This window comes from Flammeovirgaceae bacterium SG7u.111, from assembly GCA_034044135.1.
Lineage (GTDB): Bacteria > Bacteroidota > Bacteroidia > Cytophagales > Flammeovirgaceae.
This window is the reverse complement of record CP139021.1, coordinates 5,135,914-5,156,889: the sequence shown is the minus strand read 5'-3', so window position 1 is coordinate 5,156,889 and position 20,976 is coordinate 5,135,914. Positions and strand designations below refer to the sequence as shown.

General features: G+C 42.2%; 13 protein-coding genes. 2 read left to right on the top strand and 11 right to left on the bottom strand.

The features are described 5' to 3' along the window. Window positions 1–129 precede the first annotated feature (129 nt). The 6 genes from R9C00_19980 to R9C00_19955 form a co-directional block, all read right to left on the bottom strand. On the bottom strand, window positions 130–1,023 hold the full coding sequence (locus R9C00_19980) for a transglutaminase family protein (GenBank protein WPO33980.1): 894 nt from the start codon (window positions 1,021–1,023) through the stop codon (window positions 130–132). Then, complete coding sequence (locus R9C00_19975) at window positions 1,020–3,602, bottom strand: circularly permuted type 2 ATP-grasp protein (GenBank protein ID WPO33979.1); 2,583 nt, start codon at window positions 3,600–3,602, stop codon at window positions 1,020–1,022. The genes R9C00_19980 and R9C00_19975 overlap by 4 nt, the downstream gene beginning before the upstream one ends. 248 nt (window positions 3,603–3,850) lie before the next feature. Further along, window positions 3,851–7,219, bottom strand: a complete 3,369-nt coding sequence (locus R9C00_19970) for a transglutaminase family protein (protein ID WPO33978.1) — start codon at window positions 7,217–7,219, stop codon at window positions 3,851–3,853. Between the two features lie 73 nt (window positions 7,220–7,292). Next, window positions 7,293–8,249: an alpha-E domain-containing protein gene (locus R9C00_19965; GenBank protein WPO33977.1), complete on the bottom strand. Its 957-nt coding sequence runs from the start codon at window positions 8,247–8,249 to the stop codon at window positions 7,293–7,295. A 252-nt stretch (window positions 8,250–8,501) separates the two neighbouring features. Beyond that, window positions 8,502–9,968 (bottom strand): circularly permuted type 2 ATP-grasp protein, encoded by a 1,467-nt coding sequence (locus tag R9C00_19960; GenBank protein WPO33976.1) that lies wholly within the window; start codon window positions 9,966–9,968, stop codon window positions 8,502–8,504. 609 nt (window positions 9,969–10,577) lie between these two features. After that, entirely contained in the window at window positions 10,578–12,074 is a 1,497-nt protein-coding gene (locus tag R9C00_19955; GenBank protein WPO33975.1) for an acetyl-CoA hydrolase/transferase family protein, read from the bottom strand. Between the two features lie 391 nt (window positions 12,075–12,465). On the opposite strand from R9C00_19955, the gene R9C00_19950 reads away from it, so the two are divergent. After that, a complete protein-coding gene (locus R9C00_19950) occupies window positions 12,466–13,023 on the top strand; it encodes a hypothetical protein (GenBank protein ID WPO33974.1) in 558 nt (185 codons plus the stop codon). Window positions 13,024–13,102: 79 nt separating this feature from the next. Here the strand turns inward: R9C00_19950 and R9C00_19945 are convergent, their stop codons facing one another. Then, window positions 13,103–14,320: a peptidoglycan DD-metalloendopeptidase family protein gene (locus R9C00_19945; protein WPO33973.1), complete on the bottom strand. Its 1,218-nt coding sequence runs from the start codon at window positions 14,318–14,320 to the stop codon at window positions 13,103–13,105. A 200-nt stretch (window positions 14,321–14,520) separates the two neighbouring features. On the opposite strand from R9C00_19945, the gene R9C00_19940 reads away from it, so the two are divergent. Next, the gene (locus tag R9C00_19940) at window positions 14,521–15,111 is read left to right on the top strand and encodes a YigZ family protein (GenBank protein ID WPO33972.1); all 591 of its coding nucleotides are present in this window, start codon (window positions 14,521–14,523) and stop codon (window positions 15,109–15,111) included. On the opposite strand, the gene R9C00_19935 is transcribed toward R9C00_19940, so the two are convergent. The 4 genes from R9C00_19935 to R9C00_19920 form a co-directional block, all read right to left on the bottom strand. Beyond that, on the bottom strand, window positions 15,101–15,736 hold the full coding sequence (locus tag R9C00_19935; GenBank protein WPO33971.1) for a hemolysin III family protein: 636 nt from the start codon (window positions 15,734–15,736) through the stop codon (window positions 15,101–15,103). The two genes, R9C00_19940 and R9C00_19935, sit on opposite strands and share 11 nt — an antisense overlap. A 156-nt stretch (window positions 15,737–15,892) precedes the next feature. Then, on the bottom strand, window positions 15,893–16,867 hold the full coding sequence (locus R9C00_19930; protein WPO33970.1) for a deoxyhypusine synthase family protein: 975 nt from the start codon (window positions 16,865–16,867) through the stop codon (window positions 15,893–15,895). Window positions 16,868–17,060: 193 nt separating this feature from the next. Next, a complete protein-coding gene (locus R9C00_19925; GenBank protein ID WPO33969.1) occupies window positions 17,061–18,476 on the bottom strand; it encodes an arginine decarboxylase in 1,416 nt (471 codons plus the stop codon). A gap of 346 nt (window positions 18,477–18,822) precedes the next feature. Further along, complete coding sequence (locus R9C00_19920; GenBank protein WPO33968.1) at window positions 18,823–20,940, bottom strand: tetratricopeptide repeat-containing sensor histidine kinase; 2,118 nt, start codon at window positions 20,938–20,940, stop codon at window positions 18,823–18,825. Window positions 20,941–20,976 lie beyond the last annotated feature (36 nt).

Here is a 20,976-nt window from a genome sequence, read left to right as displayed (position 1 = left end):
CCTAAAAATCTTTGGTACTAAGGTTTGCTACCTATCATTCCTACAAATATATGGTTTAGGTGAGAGAAAGTAGTGGTGGAGGTTACTGAAATCCCATTTGTATTCTCAAAAATGGGGTTTAGATGAATGTTATGCTTCTTCGTGGGGAGCTTCTACTCGGTTCATATCTACCATCACGTCCATTTTGTGCGTGCCACTACTGAAAATTACACCTTTGAAAGGGGTAATGTCAAGATAGTCCCTGCCCCATGCAATAGTGATGTGTTGTTCTTTGGGCATTTGGTTGTTGGTCGGGTCAAAATCTACCCAACCTATGCCTGGTGCATATACCGAAAGCCAAGCATGGGATGCATCCGAACCAATCATTTTTTCCTCGCCTTCGGGAGGAAGGGTTTCTATGTAGCCGCTCACATACCTTGCAGGCAAACCTACTGACCGGACACAGGCAATGGCAAACTGAGCATAGTCTTGGCAAACGCCTTTTTTGTGCTTGGCTACATCGCGCAATGGCGTGGTCACAGAAGTGAAGCCGAGTACGAATTTGAAATCTTTAAAAATACGCTCGGTAAGCTCCATTGCAGCTTCCAAAATAGGACGATCGTCGGTAAAAGACTCTCGGGCATAGGCTTCAATGTCGTCGAAGGGTTTGATGAGCTGAGAAGGTAAAATGAACTGGATGGCGTCCAAGTCTTCATCGGTACTTTTCTCTGAAATTATTTGCCTTGCTTCTGCACAAGTAGGGCTGTCCTTCAGCAAAGGGACTTTTGGGGCTTTGAGCTCAACCAAGCTTTCCGCTGTTACCGTGAGAGACTCGTGTGGTTCTTGTATGCTAAAATAATAGGTTCGGTTACCAAAAAAATCTACACGCTCGGTAAGGTCAAGAGGTTTAGGGTCGATTTTTAAGTCGAACGAAATACACTGTTGGTTCTCGAGTTGGCGAGGGGTAAGCTTTGCTTCGTTGTGGCAAAGGTTTACGAAGCCTCCGTAGTCATATATGGTTTTATGTGATAAGAGAAACCTCATATTTCTGGATCAATAATGTTTTCGGTAAGCTGCTGTTGAATATGAGTATGGCTAAAGTAATTTTGTGTGATCACATTGGCCGTATCGGCTAGCCTTCCGGCAGCAAATTTCAACAAATCATCAAGTTCTGTTCTTAGGAAAGCCTCGTCCGAAGCTTTTGACAGATCGTCCAATTTTGCCAATCGGATTTTGGTGTACGCATCGAGTATAAGTTGGTCTTCCTTGTCCATTTCATATCCTCCCGATTTGTTGGGAAGTCTATTGATATAGTTGCCCAACTTTTCAAACTGATAAGCAATCGACTTTGGATAATACTTATCAAAAAGAAGCATTTCGAGTACGAAAGGAACATGGAAATGAGACTTGTACCTTGATCGGTAACTTTCCAAGCCTTCATTGAGGCTGAGTAGGGCTTCGTTCAGGGTAGATTCTGTTTGCTCATCGTAACAAGGAACTAATAAGGCTCTCATCGAGGCAATATTTAATAAGCCTTTTTCCAGTCGGCTGCCAATTTGCATCATGAACCAGCCCATGTCGCGCTGCATATTTTCAGCGTTGAGTCCCAAAAAGGCAACCAAAGTGGTAATGATATAATCCAAAATAATTTGGACTTTCCTGATCCTAATCCGTTGGTTATTTGAAATGTATTCCCATTGGTTTTCCACGTTTTCTATCAACCTCCATACATCTCTCGACCATTGGTCTCTTACAGCAAAAACATTATTTTTAAGATAGAGAAGATTGTTTGCCAAAGAGCCAGGACGCTTCGCATTCAGCGCAACAGATATGATTTCTCGCTCAGGGCAATCGAACTTGTTTTCTCCCCCTTTTCCTACAAAGCCAGGGTATGTCATGGTGATATGCGTGAGGGCACGGAGCAATCCTTTCAGGTCGTCCGATTCCACCGTTTCTTTTCCCGAAAGTTTATTTTGGTTAAAATTTTGGAGAATAATCCTCAGCATTCTGGCAGTAAAGAGCGAGCGCTGTAGGTAGCGGCCTGTCCAAAAAAGGCTTTCTGCGGATCTGCTCGAAAGCGCACTGCTATCTCTACTAGGCAAAGGCTGAATGCTCTTGTTGGTAAGTGGGCTAAGTATAATTTTAGGTGGATGTTTGGGCAAATCTTCCATTACCCAAGTGTCCTTGCCTCTTCCGCCAAGTTGGTTCGATACCAAAGAGTTCTCCTTATGGCTCGAGCTTCGGCTTAACCCTCCGGGCATCACTTTATACCCGTCTTTCCCTGCAAAGGCAAAGCTACGGAGTACAGTATAGCGCGGTTTCAAATGGTTTCTTACCAAAGAAGGGGCGGTTGAAAAGCTCACCTGCTGCTGGCCAATAAAGTTATGTGGGGTTGTTCTTATTCTAGTTCTTAGCTGTTCTAGTTCTGTTTTGGAGAGCTTATCTCCAAAATAAGAACTAAAGCCCAAGCCCCTGTCAATGGCTTTGATGACCAATTTATCAGCATTTTCAATTACATAGTCCATTTCCTTCTTTTGCCCGCACCACCAAGTTGCAGCCGAAGGAAGGATAAGTTTTTCATTGAGAAAGAATTTGGCAATTCCCGGAAGGAAAGGCAATAACCCTGGGTTTTCCAAGATACTGCTTCCCAACGGGTTCACCACCGAGACATTTTTTGCCCTAATGGCAGAGAGCAAGCCTGTGACGCCCAATTGAGAATCTGGCCTGAGCTCAAGTGGGTCGCAGTAGGAATCATCTAACCTTCTGATGATCACATCAACTTTTTCGAGACCGCTCAGCGTTTTGAGCCAAACTGTTTTGTTTTTTACCATCAAATCACTTCCTTCCACTAGCTTGTAGCCCAGTTGGGAAGCGAGGTAAGCATGTTCAAAATAAGTTTCGTTGTAGTACCCTGGAGTGAGCACAACTACTCTTGCATCTTCTTTATGCTGGTTTAACAACCCCGGAAGGCTATCGCTAATATGACTGAAATAGCCCGAAAGTTTGGCAATGTTTACTGGTCTGACAAGGTCAGGTGCTACACGCAACATTGCTGCTCGGTTTTCGAGAGCATAGCCCGAACCTGAAGGTGCTTGTGTACGATCATTGATCACCCACATACGTCCGTCGGGCCCTCGGGCCATATCGCAGGCGTAGATAATGAGTTGGTATTTGTTGTCGAATTTTATGCCGTCGCATTGCCTCAAAAAGCCGCTGTGGCTGTACACTAATTCAATGGGCAGCAAGCCTTCTTTTACCAGCATTCTCTGCCCGTACAGGTCGCTCAAAATCAGGTTGAGCAACTCCGCCCGTTGTTGGATGCCTTTTTCTATGATCTCCCAATCAGCTTTTTGAATAATGAGCGGAACGAGATCTAACTCCCAAGGCCTGTCCATTTCTTGGGAGCGGTTATATACATTATAAGTTACACCATTTTCACGGAGCAACTGGTTGATTTCCTTTTGCCGTTTACTTAAATCTTTTTCTGAAAACTCTTTGAGTACATTATGGAACGGTTTCCAATGTTCTCGAATCTCCCCACGTTCGTCCATCATTTCATCGTAAGTGAACAATGAACGGGCGTAGTGCTTTAAGAATTTTGGATGTTTGATATCGGTTTCCATTTATGCTTTACTAATTCAATCGAGGGTAGATGATTGTTTGAAGTTAACCAAGCTTTTGATAAATAGTGAACATCCTTTTGTTAAGATGTTCTTATGCTCTAGTAATTATTTGGTTTTGAGCTTTTTATTTTATCTCCTCTATCCCCTTATATAAAACATGTAGAGAGATAGGGGCAAACCTACTTCTCTACATGCATTGTACCGCTGGAAGATTGGTGATCAGCGTGCCTTGTAATCAGAACCGTTGTCTATTTTCCTTTGCTTTTTGTAAGCCTCATATCTAGTGTATAAGGGTATTCTGGGTTTTGGATAGCTGCTGCCAAATCCACAAACTGTCCTGCTTTGTTTGCTTCCACTTTTCTTTCTGTAGAAGATGGAGCGTTTACAAAAACGCCTTTCGATGTTTCAACTTGGTCTTGTCTAACCTCAAGTGGCTCTTGCGTGTGGCCATAATCCCAGAAACGGTTGATTCTCCGCCCTTCAGCTTCAAATGCGTTGATTGGGAATATTTCGTAGCTCCTTCCTCCAGGGTGGGTTACGAAGTATGTGCACCCACCAATAGAGCGGTTGTTCCAAGTGTCTACCAAGTCAAATACAAGCGGGGTATCTACGCCAATGGTCGGGTGCAAAGCCGATGGCGGTTGCCAAGCCCTGTACCTAATTCCCGAAATATATTCCCCCTTTGTACCCGTGCTTTTGAGTGGTACTCGGTTGCCGTTGCACGTAAGAACATAGCGGTTGTCCGTAAGCCCCGAAATTTTTACTTGAAGCCTTTCTAGGGAAGAATCTACAAAGCGGGCTGTGCCCATGTTGCTCATTTCCTCCCCCAATACGTTCCAAGGCTCTATGGCGCTTCGTAGTTCTACTTCAATGTTTTTGAGGTTTAGCGTGCCGTAGTGTGGGAACCTGAATTCGAAGAACGAATCAAACCATTTAAGATCAAAATCATAACCTGCTTGTTTGAGGTCATCCACCACATCGGCAATGTCTTGTTTCACATAATGTGGGAGTAAGAACCTGTCGTGAAGTTCCGTGCCCCATCTTACTAGTTTCTTTTTGTAAGGAGTTTTCCAAAACCAAGCGATGAGTGCGCGGATAAGCAATACTTGCAATACACTCATACGGGCATGAGGAGGCATGTCAAAAGCCCTCATTTCCAAAATGCCGAGCCTGCCTGAGCTAGAGTCGGGCGAGTAGAGTTTGTCTATACAGAACTCGGCACGGTGCGTATTTCCCGTAATATCTATAAGTAGGTTTCGGAAAAGCCTATCTACCAGCCAAAAAGGTACTTCTTCGCCTTCTGGAATTTGGCTAAAGGCAATTTCCAACTCGTAGAGCATCTCGTCACGGCCTTCGTCTACCCTTGGTGCTTGGCTAGTGGTGCCTATAAATGCCCCTGAGAAGAGGTAAGAAAGTCCGGGATGGTGCTGCCAATACGTGATCAGGCTCCTGAGCAAGTTCGGGTTGCGCAACATCGGGCTATCGGCAGGGGAAGTTCCTCCCAAGGTGACGTGGTTGCCTCCTCCAGTACCTGAGTGCTTCCCATCGAGCATGAATTTTTCAGTACCCAAGCGGGTTGTCCTTGCTATTTCGTACAAGGTTTCGGTGTTGTACACCAAGTCTTTGAAATTGGTGACGGGGTGTACGTTCACTTCTATTACGCCCGGGTCGGGGGTGACAGAAAGTTTTTCTACACGATAGTCTTTTGGTGGCTCATACCCTTCTATCAGCACAGGCATTTTCATAGACTTTGCAGTAAGTTCTACCTTGGCTATGAGGTCGAGGTAATGTTCCAAGTGGGTGAGGGGGGGCATGAAGATATGCACTCTTCCTTCTCTTTCCTCAATAGTAAGCGCTGTGCGAACGACGGTATGGACCGGAGCTGATTTTTTCTTCTTTTCCTCTGCTTCACTTTCTTTAAAAAAGTTGGCAAGCTCGGGAAGTTCTCGGAAAAGGTCTTGGTCAAACCGAACCTCTTTTTTGTCTTTGGGTTCCCAAGGAAGGCTGTCGAGCGGTAAGCGCAAGCCCATGGGAGAGTTGCCGGGGAAGAGGAACATGTCTTCCCTTCGGAATTTCCACTTACCCGATTCCCAATCTTGGTCTTGCAAGTTCCACTGGAGTGGGAGAACAAAGCCTGTTGGTGTGTCCAGACCTCTATCAAGTACCTTGGCAATAGTTTTTCGCTCAAGAGAATCTTTGAGGTTGAACTTTAGCGGATCGATGTTTTCTGGCAAGCTTCCTTCTTTCCATGCATAGTAAAAAGCATCTTCGTAGCCAGGAACAATATTTTTAACTGGAATGCCTAATCTTTTGGCAAGCCTAGCCATGAAATTTAGGGCATCTAGTGGGGTGTGTTTATAGTCTGTGGCATTGTCTGCTAGGAGGGTCTCGTCATTCCAGATTGGTACACCATCTTTACGCCAATAACAGCTGAAGTTCCAGCGAGGAAGCTCTTCGCCCGGATACCATTTTCCTTGTCCATAGTGGAGAAGCCCCCCTTTTCCAAATTCATTTCTCAGCTTTTTTATCAGCTGGCTGGCCAAGGCTCGCTTGTGCGGTCCATCGGCAGCTGAGTTCCATTGGGCTGATTCCATATCGTCAATAGAAACAAAAGTAGGTTCGCCACCCATGGTAAGCCTTACGTCACCATCTTCTAAGTCCTTGTCAACTTTAAGGCCGAGGTCGTATATTTTTTCCCATTGCGCCTCCGAAAATGGCAGAGTTACCCGTGGGTCTTCGTGGATACGCTCCACGCTATTGTCAAAGAAAAATTCTACTTCGGTTTTGTCCGTCGCCCCTTCTACCGGCGCGGCACTTGCCGGCTCTGGCGTACATGCCAAAGGAATATGTCCTTCGCTGGCAAACAAGCCCGATGTTGGGTCGAGCCCAATCCAACCAGCGCCCGGAATATAAACTTCCACCCAAGCATGAAGGTCGGTAAAATCTTTTTCAGGACCAGAAGGACCATCGAGCGATTTTTGATCTGAGGTGAGCTGTACCAAATAGCCAGAAACAAAACGAGCCGCCAAGCCCAAATGTCTGAAAATCTGGACGAGAAGCCAAGATGAATCACGGCATGAACCAAGAGCTTTTTCAAGTGTTACCTGACAAGTCTGAACACCTGGCTCCATACGGATGGAGTAGGCAATGTCTTTGTTGACAGCTTGGTTTATTTCCACCAAGAAGTCTACGGTTCTTCTTTTTGTTTTTAAATCAATTTTTTCGAGCCACTTATCTAAAAGAGGACTTTCCTCCGAAATTTTGAGGTAAGGAGTAAGCTCTTCCTTTATTTGGTCTTTGTATTTAAAAGGAAATTCCTCAGCATACTCATCCAAGAAAAAATCGAAAGGGTTGATGCCTGCTAGCTCAGCAATTACTTCAACTTCAACAGAAAGGGACTTTGTTTTTTCGGGAAAAACTACCCTTGCTTGGTAATTGCCAAAAGGATCTTGCTGCCAGTTGATAAAATGCTCTTTTGGTTCGATGTTGAGCGAATAGGCTTCAATTTTTGTACGGCTATGCACTGCGGGCCGCAACCTAAAAGTATGAGGTGACAGGTTGATAAATCTATCGTAATCGTAACGGGTTTTATGTTTTATTGCTACTCGTATAGCCATATTACTGTCTGTTTAGAAGATCGTTTTTAGAAAGATTAGGAGTAGTCGAATGATTTTGCAAATCTAAATTTCTTTACCAACTCAAGTACTTTTTTTCGAACATTACCGCAAGCTGGTTTAACTTGTCCAAACATTCTATAAGGTATTTGAGTGTTTCCTCGTCACTGGCTGCTCGTATTTCGGCCATGGTCAAAAACTTAATTCTTGACTCTAGTTTTTCTGCCTCAAATTCCAATGAACCGACTTCCATTTCTTTAGATTCCAGTGAGTGCAGGCTTCTGATCACCGACTTTAGGTTGTGCAAAATAGATTTTGGAAATTGTTTGTTGAGAATTAAAAAGTGCAAGACTACATTCTTGTTAATCTCCGATTTATACACCCTACGGGCAATGTCTAGACAGTCTGTGGTTTTGAGCAGGGTAGCCCAAAGGTAGTTTTCCACAGGGGTGATCAGCTTTTCAGAATCCATTCTAGAAAGATCGGTATAGCGAGAAATGAGCATCCTATTTATCTGGATTGCTTTTTCGAGATGGACACCCGTATTGATGATGGTCCATACATGGTCCCTCATGAGGGTGTTTGTGATGAACCCTTTTGTAATATAGGTATTGTTAATTATGCTTTGATAGAAATCGTAACGTTGCTCGTCGCGGAATTTCAAAGAAGCACATTCGTTCACGTAATGATAAAATTTGTTGATCGCCTCCCACGTCTCGTCCGATAGCTTATACCTTGCGCTTCGGGCATTTTCCCTAGCTATCTTTATCATCTCTTGTATGGACATTACATTATCGGGATCCCTAGTGGTGAAGTTAAAAACACGTTCACTGGTGATGTTATCGTACTTTTCTCTGTATTCGTCATAAGAGCCACCCATTCTCAAGATGGACTCAAGTGCTAATTTCTTATTGATTGTGTAAGGGGCATCGAGCGTAGTGAAATACTGTTCCCTGCTATATCTGGCCAAGTGTTCTGCTCTTTCAAGATACCTACCCATCCAAAACACGTTATTTGCTATTCGTGCTAGCATTTTTCTTGTAGTTTTATGTTTGACTATTAAAAAATCACTGGGGTTTAGCCCTGCCTCATGCCAAGGAGGAAAACCCATTTCTGAGGTTGTAGAAAATAAGGGCGTCTATACCATTATTTATGTTAAAGCCTCTTTGTTGTAAGTAAATAGTAAGTGAAAGTTATGCCGTTAGTGGTGGCAGTGCAAGTGTGAAATTGGTCAAATGTGGTTGCCCTTTCTGTATTATATCTATGAAAAGGTTGCCAATAATACTTAATCTTTATCGAGTACCCAAGTATCTTTAGAACCTCCTCCTTGCGATGAATTTACAATCAAGCTTCCCTTGCGGAGTGCGACTCTGCTTAGTCCACCTTTGCAGACAAAAACATCCTCTTTGCCCACTAGCGAGAATACACGCAAATCGACATGTCGCTGTTCAAAAGTCTTCGATTTGTCTATAAAAGTAGTGTGTACTGAAAGGGGCATTATAGGCTGGGCAATGTATTTTCTAGGGTTTGCCAAAATCAGCTTTTGATAATCGCTAATTGCTTTTTTTGTGGCTTTGCTCCCTACCATCACACCGTATCCGCCCGATTCGTCTACGGGCTTTACCACCAGTTTGCTCATATTTTCTAGCACATATTTGCGATCGTCTTCACGCTCACAGTGGTAGGTATGTACATTTTTGATGATAGGGTCTTGGTCAAGGTAATACTTGATGATCTCTGGCATATAGGCATACACCGCTTTATCGTCCGAAATACCTGTGCCAGGAGCGTTGGCAATCGTAACTTTGTCTTCTTTGTACACATCCATGAGGCCTTCCACGCCTAGCATAGAGTTTTTATTAAAATATTTAGGGTCCAAAAAGTCATCGTCAATTCTTCGGTAGATCACATCTACCTTTTGGTCGCCGCTAATAGTCTTCATATACACAAACCCGTTTTCTACGCGCAAGTCCCTGCCTTCTACCAGCTCTATACCCATCTCCGAAGCCAAGAAGGCATGCTCGTAGTAAGCAGAGTTATAAATGCCGGGTGTGAGAAGTACGCAAGTAGGTTCGTTGGATGATCTTCTGGGCACGGCGCTCAGCAACTTATTGAGTAACTGTTGGGGGTAATCGTCAACGGCTTGTACATTGTATTTGGAGAAAAGGTCGGTAAATGTCCGCTTCATTGCCTGCCTATTGGAAAGGACATAGCTGATACCCGAAGGGCTTCTTACATTGTCTTCCAATACGAAATATTCCCCATCGTCTCCTTTTATAATGTCAGTACCCGAAATGTGGGTGTACACACCGCCCGCAGGGGTAAAATCTTTCATGTGCTTGCAATATGACTTAGAGCCGAGGATCAGGTCTTTAGGCAAAATACCATCTTTCAAAATCTTCTGCTCATTGTAAAGGTCTTTGAGGAGTAAATTGATGGCTTGGGTTCGTTGAATAACTCCCTTTTCTACCTGTTCCCACTCTTTGTTGGGGATGATCCGAGGGAAAATATCGAAGGGAAAAATCCGCTCTACCCCTTTGTTTTCGGAGTAGACATTGAATGTGATACCTTGATTAAAAAAAGAAATTGTTGTGTAATCAGTTAGGGCTTTTATGTCCTTTTTGTTCAGCCCTTTAAAGTGGTTTACTGTTTTAACATACGTTTGCCTGACTGAGCTTTCTTTACCAAATACTTCATCATGAAACTCTCCAGTTTGATCGTAACTTGAGAATAAATCTGTGTCATTCACCATATCTTCTTGACTTGCTAGTGTTTGTTTAGGTTTTTCGCAAAAAAAACCTTAATACGTTGTCTTATCCGCATTGAATATAGCAAAATATTAATTTTTTATAAAATAATAGTAAAATTTTTAGATAAAATAAAAATAGGAATCTTGTAATCCCTTGGTTTTGAACCTGTTTGAAACAATGTCTGTATTAGATATTTTTAAGCTGGCAGTTTGAAGGAAGGGTAGCTTTTAAACAGATTTTTTACAAGTAAAAATACTTTTTTAAACCCACTCTTAATATCCACATCCAAAAAAAGTAAAGTTAATTTAATTGAGGAGTGCTCATAGATAAAGCTAAAAAGTAGGTCAATTGTTTTGAGAATTGCTGTTTAGATCTTGTTCAGGTTATGATCAAGGTTTTTGGGATATTTATAACTGGTATCTTTTCTCTAATTCTTTTTCTACATATGTAAGGGAAGTGTTAAAGCCTAAAAGAAGTTAATAATACTTGTATCTAGGGGCGGGCAACGGATGTTTTGTGAATGAAAAAACACCCTTCCGAAGCATATCGAAAGGGTGTTTGAGTATCTAAATCCTAACTTAGAAAAATAATCAAATGCATTTTATGCTGACTTACAAGCACTTGCTCCAGTCTGTATTGCGCATATCTTTGGTGTCTGCAAACTCACAGTGCATTTTGAATGCTGACTTCAAGCTGTGAGGTGTGTGCGCTTTTTTATCACTTAGTTTCACGTAGTCGTGAAGCATTTCCTTATAGTCTGGGTGAGCACAGTTTTCGATGATAGTCTCGGCACGCTGGTTAGGTGACAGTCCACGTAAATCGGCTACACCTTGCTCCGTCACAAGTACTTTTACACTGTGCTCAGAGTGGTCGAAGTGAGATACCATAGGAACTAATGTACTGATGGCACCACCTTTTGCCGTAGAAGGGCAAGTGAAAATAGACAAGAAGCTGTTACGGGTGAAGTCACCGGAACCGCCCAAGCCATTCATCATTCTTGTTCCCAATACGTGCGTACTGTTCACATTACCAAATATATCTGCTTCCAGAGCCGTGTTGATGGTGATAAGCCCAAGTCTACGAACAACTTCAGGGTTGTTGGAAAGCTCTTGCGGACGAAGTACCAACCTTGGCTTAAAGAAGTAAAGGTCGTGGTAAATATCTTGTAATTTATCTGGGGTAACGGTGAGCGAACATCCACTGGCAAAAGTAACGTTTCCATTTCTCATAAGGTCGATTACAGAATCTTGGATTACCTCAGTGTACATAGTGAACGGAGGGATATCCATGTTTTCGCCCAACGAACCAAGAACGGCATTGGCAATGTTCCCTACGCCAGACTGGATTGGCAAAAATTCCAATGGAATAGTTTCGTTTTTAATTTGGCTAGCCAAGAAGTTGGCTACGTTTTCCCCAATTTTTTTGGTGGTGGCATCTACAGCAGAGAAAGCACCGATTTCATCAGGTCTGTTGGTTTCTACCACGCCTACAATTTTGCGAGGGTCAACTTTCAATGTTGGTGTTCCGCACAAATCTTTTACCGTGAAGATGGGCACTGCACGACGGTAAGGAGGATCTTGTAGCTCATACACATCATGCAAGCCTTTGATGTCGGCAGGGTGATTTCTGTTCAATTCTATGATGATCCTGTCTGCCAAGCGGGCGGCAGTTGGGGAAATACCCACACCAGATGTCAATACAATCTCACCTCTTGAGCTAATGTCAGCTGCTTCTATGATGGCCACATCCACATCGCCTAAGAACTTGTACCTCATCTCCTGAGCAACTTGAGACAAGTGCATGTCGAAATACTCTGTTTTACCAGCATTCAACAATTTGTTGAGGTCAGGATTAGATTGGTAAGGCGTACGGAACTTGATTGCCTCGGCTCTGGCAAGCTCGCCGTCAAGTGAGTCGCCGGTAGATGCACCAGTGAAAACCCCGATTTTGAATGGTCTTCCAGCATCATGCTCAGCTTTTGCTCTTTGGGCAATAGCAGTAGGAACTGCTTTTGGAGAGCCTGCAGGTGTAAAACCACTAAAGGCTACATTGTCTTCGTTTCTGACAAAAGTTGCAGCTTCCTCTGCACTCATGAATCGATATGACATATTATTTCTCTTTTTAAAGTGTTTGTTTCTAATCCAATTTCAATGTGTCAAAATTAACACCCACTTTCTCCCTGACAGATGATATTGGTCAAGCACTCCTGTAAAAAAAGCTGCTTTATGTCAGGCTTTAAGATGACTCTTTTGTAAGTGAAATTACGTAAGCAAATGCGGGAGTTTTTTGAAGGGCAGCCGGCCTGTTTACGTTTATTCACAAATGGCATGGTTATAGCCTTATTCCCAATTCAATTGAAAAGCTGTGCTATTATTTTGCTGAAAACTGAAACATTCGTACTTCATCCTCAGTATCAAGTAATGGCAGGCGACTAATCTAACAACTAAGCTGTGTGCTGACATATTCCTTAATATTTACTTTTAACAAACTTTATTTCTTATGAAATTCCAATCACGATTTAAATTACTGTTGCTGGTGCCTTGCATAGCTGTACTTTTGTTTATTCAAGCTTGTGGGGAAGAAGATGCTATTTCCAAAAAGGAAATTTTGGTGAATAATGACTGGAACATGACCGAGTTTGAGGTAGAAATTTCTGTTTCTCTTGCAGGGGTGCCTTTGCCAACTAAAGAAACTTTGGATCTTATTGCAGAATTAGACGAGTGTGATAGAGATGACTTATTTGACTTTATGGAAGATAATACTTTCATCGTAAAGCCAAACTTGAATTTATGTGTAGATGGAGATGACGAAGACGAGGGGAATTGGTTTTTTTCAGAAAACGAAACGAAATTCAATTTAGAAATTGACGACTTGGAGTTCGAAATTGGAGTTGATGAATTGGATGATGATTTAGAGTTTAACTTGAACGACCTGAAAATAGATCAATTGACTTCTTCCTCTTTCAAATTGAGCAAATCGGACGATGTAACTACTACCTACAATGGAGTAGAAGTAACGGCAAAGCTTTCTGTTAACCTTACTTTGAAGCCAGAGTAAAAAGTTGAAAGAAGATAGTATAAATGGGAAAGTCGCTGAAAAGCGACTTTTTTTGTTGGGGTGAAAGTTTAACAAGCTCTTAATTAACCAGCCACTCTTCGGGATCTTGCTTTTTTAGGTTTTCCCAAACTTCAAAAAGCAATTCGGCAAATCCGCCATCACTTTCGGCTACCTCGCCAAGTGGATCGCCAGCGGCTACTACTTGCCCTACCTGCACCGAGGTGTTTTTGAGGCGGTGGTAGTTTGTGTAATACTGTTGGTGCTGAAGCGTAACTACATAATAAAATGCCCCAGGAGGTTTAGAAACGGCTATGACTTTGCCTGGGAAAACGGACAACACTTTTTCACCTATTTTAGTAGTGATGTAGATGCCCGGGTTATCGTCCCAAATATTTTCGTAGATTGGATGCGGTTGGTTGCCAAACCTTCGAGAAATAAACCCTTCCTTCACAGGCCATGGAAGCTTGCCTTTTAAGTTTTCAATGTGGCCACTTGCCGCTGCTGCCTCGGAAACTCCACTGGCTATGTCTGCGGTGACCGCTTTGGTAACGGCATTTTGAAGGGCGTTGAGTGCAACCTCTTCTTTTTCCATCTGCACTTTGAGCTTACCTTCTTTTTGCAAAAGGTCTTTTACCAACCTGTTTTTTTTGTTTTTCATATAAAGCAAGCTCCTTTGTTGCCTTTCCAACGAATTTTGGAGAGTTTCCTTTTCTTGCCTTTTGGTTACTAAGCCTTGTTTTCTTTCTTCCAAAATGTTCATTACGGCAGCTATTTGCTCAATTTGGTATTGCCTATATTCATCGTATTGGCGGAAGTAGCTGAGGCGGGAAAACATCTGCCCGATGGACTTGCTTGAAAAAACAAAGGAAAGCCTTTCTATATCGTTGTTGGATTTGTAGGTGGAGTAGAGCATTGCAGCGTACTCTGCTTTTAGTTCTTCGAGGTCTTTGTTGAGGGTGTTGATCACATCTTCGCTTTCAAAAATCTCCCAATTGAGCACATCTAGCTCTTCGTTGATCTGTTGGAGCAATCTGCCCACTTGGGAAATCTGGCTGTTGAGGCCTTGCAGTTCAGTTAGCTTATCGTTTTTGCTTTCCAAAATCTTTTCCAAGATTTCAGAAGTCTGGTCGATCCTCTTCTGAATAGAATGCCTGTTGGCTTCCATCAGACTTCGGTCTGCTTGCCCAAAAAGGTAGTATGGTAGTAAGAAAATCAGTGATAAAACAATCCCCAGTTTTCCAAGTTTAAAGCTGTTGTGCATTTGCCCTACGTTGCCTAAAGCGATTTTTGTAATCATTCCTTCTACAAAAGAGCAAACTTATGGCCAATTTCCCAAAAAGGCATTACCCCTTATTTTTCTATCTTCGCTAATATTAAGTCTCTTTAAGACTTTAGTTGAATTTTAGGGAAGTTAGCTGGGAAACCTATTTACAAATTTTCTGACCTTTAACTATTAAGTAGAGTTGCAAAGAGCTATAATAGATTATTTGAACAGAAATGGAAGATACATACCTAAGCATAGATTCGCCCTCCGAAGGGTTTTATAAGGAGAAAGGAAGCAAGTTTTTGGCTTATGCCTATCCTGTGAAAACGGAAGATCAGGTGAAAGAGAAAATCCAAGAATTAAAGAAAAAGTACTACGATGCAAGGCACCATTGCTATGCCTTTATGATGGGTAGGAAAATGGATAGATTTCGCGCTGCGGACGATGGCGAGCCTGGGAATTCGGCAGGAGCACCTATTCTAGGGCAGATTAGGTCTAGGGAACTTACGGATGTGCTTGTGGTGGTAGTGAGGTACTTTGGTGGAACAAAACTTGGGGTAAGCGGACTGATAAATGCCTATAAAACGTCTGCGGCGGAGGCATTGGAAAATGCTGAGATTATAGAAAAAATAATAACCGAAACGCTGAGTATGACATTCGAATATCCTCAAATGAACGATGTAATGAAGGTGGTAAAAGATTATGACCTGAATATATTAAAACAGGAATTTACCATGGATTGCATTATGGAAGTAGAGGTGCGAGAAAAGTTGCTGCCAGAAGTAAGGGCAAAGTTGGAAAAAGTAGATGGCCTTAGGTTATAGCTGTCATAAGCGCGGCAAAGTGGCTCAGGCTGCCAAACAGTACAAAAATATGCCAAATGGCATGGTGAAACCGCAGGCTTTTCCACAAATAAAACAACACACCAATGGTGTAAAACCCACCCCCAATGGATACCAGCCAAAGGGTTTCGCTGGGCATTTTGAACAAAAAAGAATTGGGTACGAGTACGATGGACCACCCCATGAGCAGGTAAATACCCGTAGATACGTACTTGAACCTATTGGTGAAGAATAACTTGAAAATGATCCCCAAAAAGGTGAATACCCACTGGGCGGCAAGCAAGATTTTTCCCGCCGAATCGTCCAAGCCGAAGATCATTACAAAAGGACTGTAAGTACCTGCAATGAGGAAAAAAATACTGATATGGTCAAGTTTGCGGAGTTCCTTTTTGAGTTCCACATGGGTTACGGCGTGGTAGATGGTGGAGGAAGAGTAGACCATCATGTAGGAAAAACCGTAAATGGCTGCGGCAATTATCACGTAGGTTTCCCCGTTTTGCGCCGCTAGGGTGAGCAAGAGAGGAATGCCAACTATTCCTAAAACAATCCCAATGCCATGGGTAATTGCATTGGCTAGTTCTGATTTGAGTTCTAGGTTTATTGGCATTTTTGTGTGTTGTTTTGGTTCTTCTTGAAACTAATCGCAAGACCAAAATTATGGAAGAAATTTAAGTTTTTAGGTAAAAAGGTTAGAAGTTAGAAAAAGAGAAAATAGTCCATAAAACAATTTATAACATCTAGCCTCTGACCTCTAACTTCTATTTTACCACCCTAATAAGTAGGCAAAAATTAGTGGTGCAACAATAGTTGCATCCGACTCAATAATATACTTCGGCGTATTGATGTCCAACTTTCCCCAAGTGATTTTTTCGTTGGGAACTGCACCCGAATAGGAACCATAACTGGTGGTAGAGTCAGAGATTTGGCAGAAATAGTTCCAAAATGGCGTTTCTTCTCTTTCCAAGTCTTGGTAGAGCATAGGTACAACGCAAATGGGGAAATCTCCAGCAATTCCTCCACCAATTTGGAAGAAACCTATTTTGCTATCCTGAGTGTTTTCGGTGTACCAATCTGCCAGCCAGGTCATGTATTCGATGCCCGATTTTACCGTAGAAGGCTGCAATTCTTTTTTTACACAGTACGAGGCGAAGATGTTGCCCATGGTAGAATCTTCCCAGCCAGGCACCACTATCGGCAAGTTCTTCTCAGCGGCAGCTAGCATCCAACTGTCTTTCGGGTCAATCTCGTAATACTGCTCCAAAACTCCTGAAAGCAACATTTTGTACATGTATTCGTGGGGGAAATAGCGTTCGCCCTTGTCTTCCGCATTTTTCCAAATAGCATGAATGTGCTTTTGCAACCTCCTGAAAGCTTCTTCTTCGGGAATACAGGTATCTGTCACTCTGTTCAAGCCTTTCTCCAACAGCTCCCATTCTTGGCTAGGAGTGAGGTCGCGGTACTCGGGCACTCTGCGGTAATGCGAGTGGGCTACCAAGTTCATCAGGTCTTCCTCTAAATTTGCCCCTGTGCAAGAAATGATTTGCACCTTATCGTTGCGGATCATTTCGGCCAACGATTTGCCCAGCTCGGCGGTGCTCATTGCCCCAGCCAAGGTGATCATCATCTTGTTGCCATCTGCCAATTGCTTTTCGTAGCCTTCAGCAGCATCAACTAAAGCAGCTGAGTTAAAATGCTTGAAATGCTCAAGCATGAATTCTTTTATGTTGTTGTGTTTCATTGTTAAATAGTTAAAAACACCAAAAATATAATTTATTGATAGTAAGCTTCTTAAGTTAAAGTGATTCTAGTTTCAGTGATCGGCGAAACTAGGAATCCCTTCTTCTATTTGTTTCTTTTTATCAGCAGGAACCCTTATTTTATTTTCCAGCATCTACTTTTTTACCAGAACCGACTAATTTGTTTTCCACAAACTAATCTTCGTTATACCCCAAAATATTGAACATTTCCCTTACAGATTGCTCTTCGCGGTACACATGATCAACAATGTTCCCCTTTTCGTCCCTGTCAATAATTACATGCTTGGGCGAGGGGATAAGGCAGTGCTTGATGCCGCCATAGCCGCTGATGGAATCTTGGTAAGCTCCTGTGTGGAAAAAGCCGATGTACAACGGTTCTTTGTCCTTGTCTTCGTCCGAATATTTTGGTAATAACACCTCTTGGTTCAAGTCTTCCGAGTTGTAATAATCCGAATGGTCACAGCTTATCCCTCCAATATTTACTCTTCGGTATTCATTTTCCCATTTGTTGATGGGCAGTAGGATGAATTTCTCGTGGATAGACCAAGAATCGGGGATGGTGTTCATCAGGCTGTTGTCGATGATGTACCAAGTTTCCGCATCGTTTTGTTGCTTTTGTTCCAGTACTTCAAAGATGATAGCACCCGATTCGCCTACGGTGTATTTTCCAAACTCCGTGAAAATATTTGGTTCGGCAATGTTGTCCTTGGCGCAAGCTTCCTTTATGTTTTTGACTATTTCCTTGATCATGTACTCATAATCGTACTCAAAGCCAAGGTGGTTGCGGATGGGGAAACCACCACCCAAGTTGAAACAATCGAGGTTTTCGCTTTCCTTTTTGAGCTCGGTGTAAAGGTTCAATGCCTTTTGGAACTCGCCCCAGTAATACAAACTGTCTTTTATGCCAGAATCGACAAAGAAGTGTAGCATTTTCAGCTCAATTTTGTCATTGTCCCGAATGTTGTTTTTGAAAAATTCGATGATTTCCGAGCCAGGTATACCTAGCCTTGAGGTATAATAAGCCGACTGAGCTTCCTCGTTTATCGACATTCTCAACCCAATTTTCACCTTTGTTTTCTTTACCAACTTAAGTAGCCTGTCTAGCTCCTTCTTACTATCTAAAATGATGATAGAGTTGACAAAGCCAGCCTCTTGCAATAGGATGATTTTGCGGAGGTAATCGTCGGTTTTGTACCCGTTGTGGATAATTATCCTTTTCTTGTCTATCTGTTTTTTCTCGTAGAGGCGAAGGATAAGATCGATGTCAAAAGCCGAGGAAGTTTCCAAGTTCACATTGTGCTTGAGCGCTTCTTGGATTACGTGGGAAAAGTGGTTGCACTTGGTGCAATAGCAAAAATGGTATTTCCCGCTGTACGAATTGTTTTTGATAGCCCTGTTGAAAAGGTTTCGGGTCTTTTTTATTTGGTCGCCAATTTTAGGTAGGTAAATAAACCTAAAAGGCGTGCCGTGTTTTTCAATCAAATGCTTGAGAGAAACGCCATGGAAAGTGAGCGAACCATCTCTCAAATCAAATCCCTCTTGGGGGAAATAATAGCTCTGCTCTATCAGATCAAAATAAGTGCTTTTCATTTGAATAAAAAAAGACCAAAACGCTAGGCCTCAACTTGCTGACTATAATGGGTTAAAAATTGATTTTCTACTCCAAAACTTCCCCACTGCTCACTGATGAGAATGCGCCTGATATACCCTAGTGTTTGATAACCAAGGGCTTTTAAGAAAAGCCTAGCCTTTATGTAATAGGTTTTTCTCAAGCACCTATCTGAATACTAATCAGTTAGAGGTGATTTTAGGAGCGCAAAGAAAGGATAATAATTGAATAAAACTTTATTTTTCCCAAAAAAAATAAAAGTAAGGTTTTGGGTAGCTTTTTTAGAAGGGGTTACCTTAAATGTGGGCTGTTTTTGAATTTAGAAAACTAGGAGTTCTCTATAGGATCAGCTGCTCTTGTCAAAGTTTCTTGATTGAGGTTTTTGGGCAAGGTGATGATAAAGGAAGTGCCTTCTCCTCTTGTACTTTCCAAGCTGATATTTCCATTTAGCCTTTTCACCAAAAGATGGACGATGTAGAGCCCAAGGCCCGTAGAGCTTTCTCCTCCCGTAGGTCGGGCACTTAGCTTTTGAAACTTGCGGAATACCCTTTTCTTATCTTCTTCATCGAAGCCTGGTCCTTGGTCTTTCACTGTGAAAACAACCTTTTTGTCAGCTTGCTTAATCGAAAGGTTAATTTGGCTATTTGGATGGGAAAATTTAATAGCGTTGGAAATAAGGTTGTCTACCACACGGGTAAAGAGATCTGCATCTGTTCGGATATCAACATTCCCTTCACTTTTCAGGGAAATAGAAATATTTTTCATGCTGGCCTGCTGATTGAAAGGCTCGGCAAGACCCTGCACAAAACTTTTGAGGTCGATGGTATTTAGGTTGAGGGTAAGGTCTTCCTTTTCAAAGTCGTGGATATCGAGCAGGGAATTGATGAGCGAGCTACCGTTTTTCACTGCATCGAGTGTGAGCTGGCGAGCTTGGAGCTGTTCCTCGTTAAGTGGTCCTGTTAGCTTCAGCAAGTCCATAAGGGCTTTTATCCTATTGAGCGGAGAGCGAAGGTCGTGGATCACTACATGCATCAGGCTTTCTTTTTCGTAGTTTGTTTCTGAAAGCTTTTGGTTGATTTCCGAAAGAATCTCGTTGTGGTGTTGCACTTCTTCTTGTTTCTCCAGCAATTGCTTGTTCGCTTCTTTTTTCATGTAAGAGTTGCGTGTGAGCAATAGGATGAGAACAGCCAATAATACTACCACAATTACCGATGCGATGATTGCCGTGTATTGTTTCTGGAGTTTTGCCTCGCTTATTTGCAGAGCATTTTCGTTTAACTCTTTTTCTTTTTTGAGTAACGTATTTTCGGTGTTTTTTGCCTTTACCTCATAAAGAGCATTTAGTTCGGCTATTTTGTCACTTCGTTCTTTTTCATAAAGGCTGTCTTTGAGCAGCGTATATTGTTCATAGTACTGTAGCGCATTGGAGCTGAGCCCTTGTTGTTTATTTAGTAGGTACAAGATCTTGAATGCATCCATTTCTTGTAAAAGCAATTCCTTTTCTTGGGCTATTTCCAAAGCTTTTTTTATACTGTTTTTGGCTTCGGCATAACGCCCCATTTCGCCAAAGGTCTTGCCTAGGCTCATGTATGCCAAGGTCAAATTATAAGGACTGTTAAGCTCTCTTGCCAAAATAATAGCCTGCTTGTTGGATTGGATACTTTTGGTATATTCCTTTTTGCGTGTTTGCAAAGAGCCAATATTTACCAGCGTGGAAAGGATTCCCAGTCGGTGCCTGCCTTCCGTGTAGGCGGCTTTGGCTTGTGTAAAAACTTCAATAGCTTCAGCATCCCTTTGTTGGTCTTTGTAGATAATCCCTATGTTGTTTAGCAAGTTTCCTCTACCAATGATCGGGATTTTTTCTTCAGGCCATTCTAATGCTTTTAAGTAAATTTCTAATGCTTTTTTAATGTCTCCTTGTTGCCTGTATAGCAAGGCGATGTTGTTGCTTATGGATATGTTCAGCGGAATGCTTTTGAGGCTATCGGCAATATTTATGGCAGTATAAAACTTTTCAAGAGCTTCTTGAGGCTTGCCGGTGCGGTGGTCAGAAAGCCCTAATATGTTCAAAATTCGAGCAGTTTCTATCGGTAAATGGAGTTTTTGGCTAAGCACAATCGCTTTGTTTAGGTAGAAGCTAGCACTGTCGTAGTTCGATTGTACATGATAGGAGATTCCTACATATTTGTTCCCATTCAAAATGCCTTTTTCATTTCCTGTTTTTTCAGAAAGTATGAGTGCATTTTGTGCGTGTTTTCTAGATTCATCAGGATCGGTGCCGTAAAGAATATGAGATAACTTAAGATTGGTGAGAATTAAAAGCGTATCATTTTCGGTGGTAGACAATACCTTCTTAAGGCTATCAGCATCCAACCTTTGGGCTTGGAGCTCGCCTATAAATATTTTGCTGGAAAGTAGGGCTACAAGCAGCAATATGTATTTCATATTCAATAATGTCTTTTGGGGCTTTATGTGATTAGC

Excerpts from the sequence above, each read along its gene's own strand:
- R9C00_19980 (WPO33980.1), bottom strand. The coding sequence starts at position 1,023 with ATGAGGTTTCTCTTATCACATAAAACCATATATGACTACGGAGGCTTC.
- R9C00_19975 (WPO33979.1), bottom strand. The coding sequence starts at position 3,602 with ATGGAAACCGATATCAAACATCCAAAATTCTTAAAGCACTACGCCCGT.
- R9C00_19970 (WPO33978.1), bottom strand. The coding sequence starts at position 7,219 with ATGGCTATACGAGTAGCAATAAAACATAAAACCCGTTACGATTACGAT.
- R9C00_19965 (WPO33977.1), bottom strand. The coding sequence starts at position 8,249 with ATGCTAGCACGAATAGCAAATAACGTGTTTTGGATGGGTAGGTATCTT.
- R9C00_19960 (WPO33976.1), bottom strand. The coding sequence starts at position 9,968 with ATGGTGAATGACACAGATTTATTCTCAAGTTACGATCAAACTGGAGAG.
- R9C00_19955 (WPO33975.1), bottom strand. The coding sequence starts at position 12,074 with ATGTCATATCGATTCATGAGTGCAGAGGAAGCTGCAACTTTTGTCAGA.
- R9C00_19950 (WPO33974.1), top strand. The coding sequence starts at position 12,466 with ATGAAATTCCAATCACGATTTAAATTACTGTTGCTGGTGCCTTGCATA.
- R9C00_19945 (WPO33973.1), bottom strand. The coding sequence starts at position 14,320 with ATGATTACAAAAATCGCTTTAGGCAACGTAGGGCAAATGCACAACAGC.
- R9C00_19940 (WPO33972.1), top strand. The coding sequence starts at position 14,521 with ATGGAAGATACATACCTAAGCATAGATTCGCCCTCCGAAGGGTTTTAT.
- R9C00_19935 (WPO33971.1), bottom strand. The coding sequence starts at position 15,736 with ATGCCAATAAACCTAGAACTCAAATCAGAACTAGCCAATGCAATTACC.
- R9C00_19930 (WPO33970.1), bottom strand. The coding sequence starts at position 16,867 with ATGAAACACAACAACATAAAAGAATTCATGCTTGAGCATTTCAAGCAT.
- R9C00_19925 (WPO33969.1), bottom strand. The coding sequence starts at position 18,476 with ATGAAAAGCACTTATTTTGATCTGATAGAGCAGAGCTATTATTTCCCC.
- R9C00_19920 (WPO33968.1), bottom strand. The coding sequence starts at position 20,940 with ATGAAATACATATTGCTGCTTGTAGCCCTACTTTCCAGCAAAATATTT.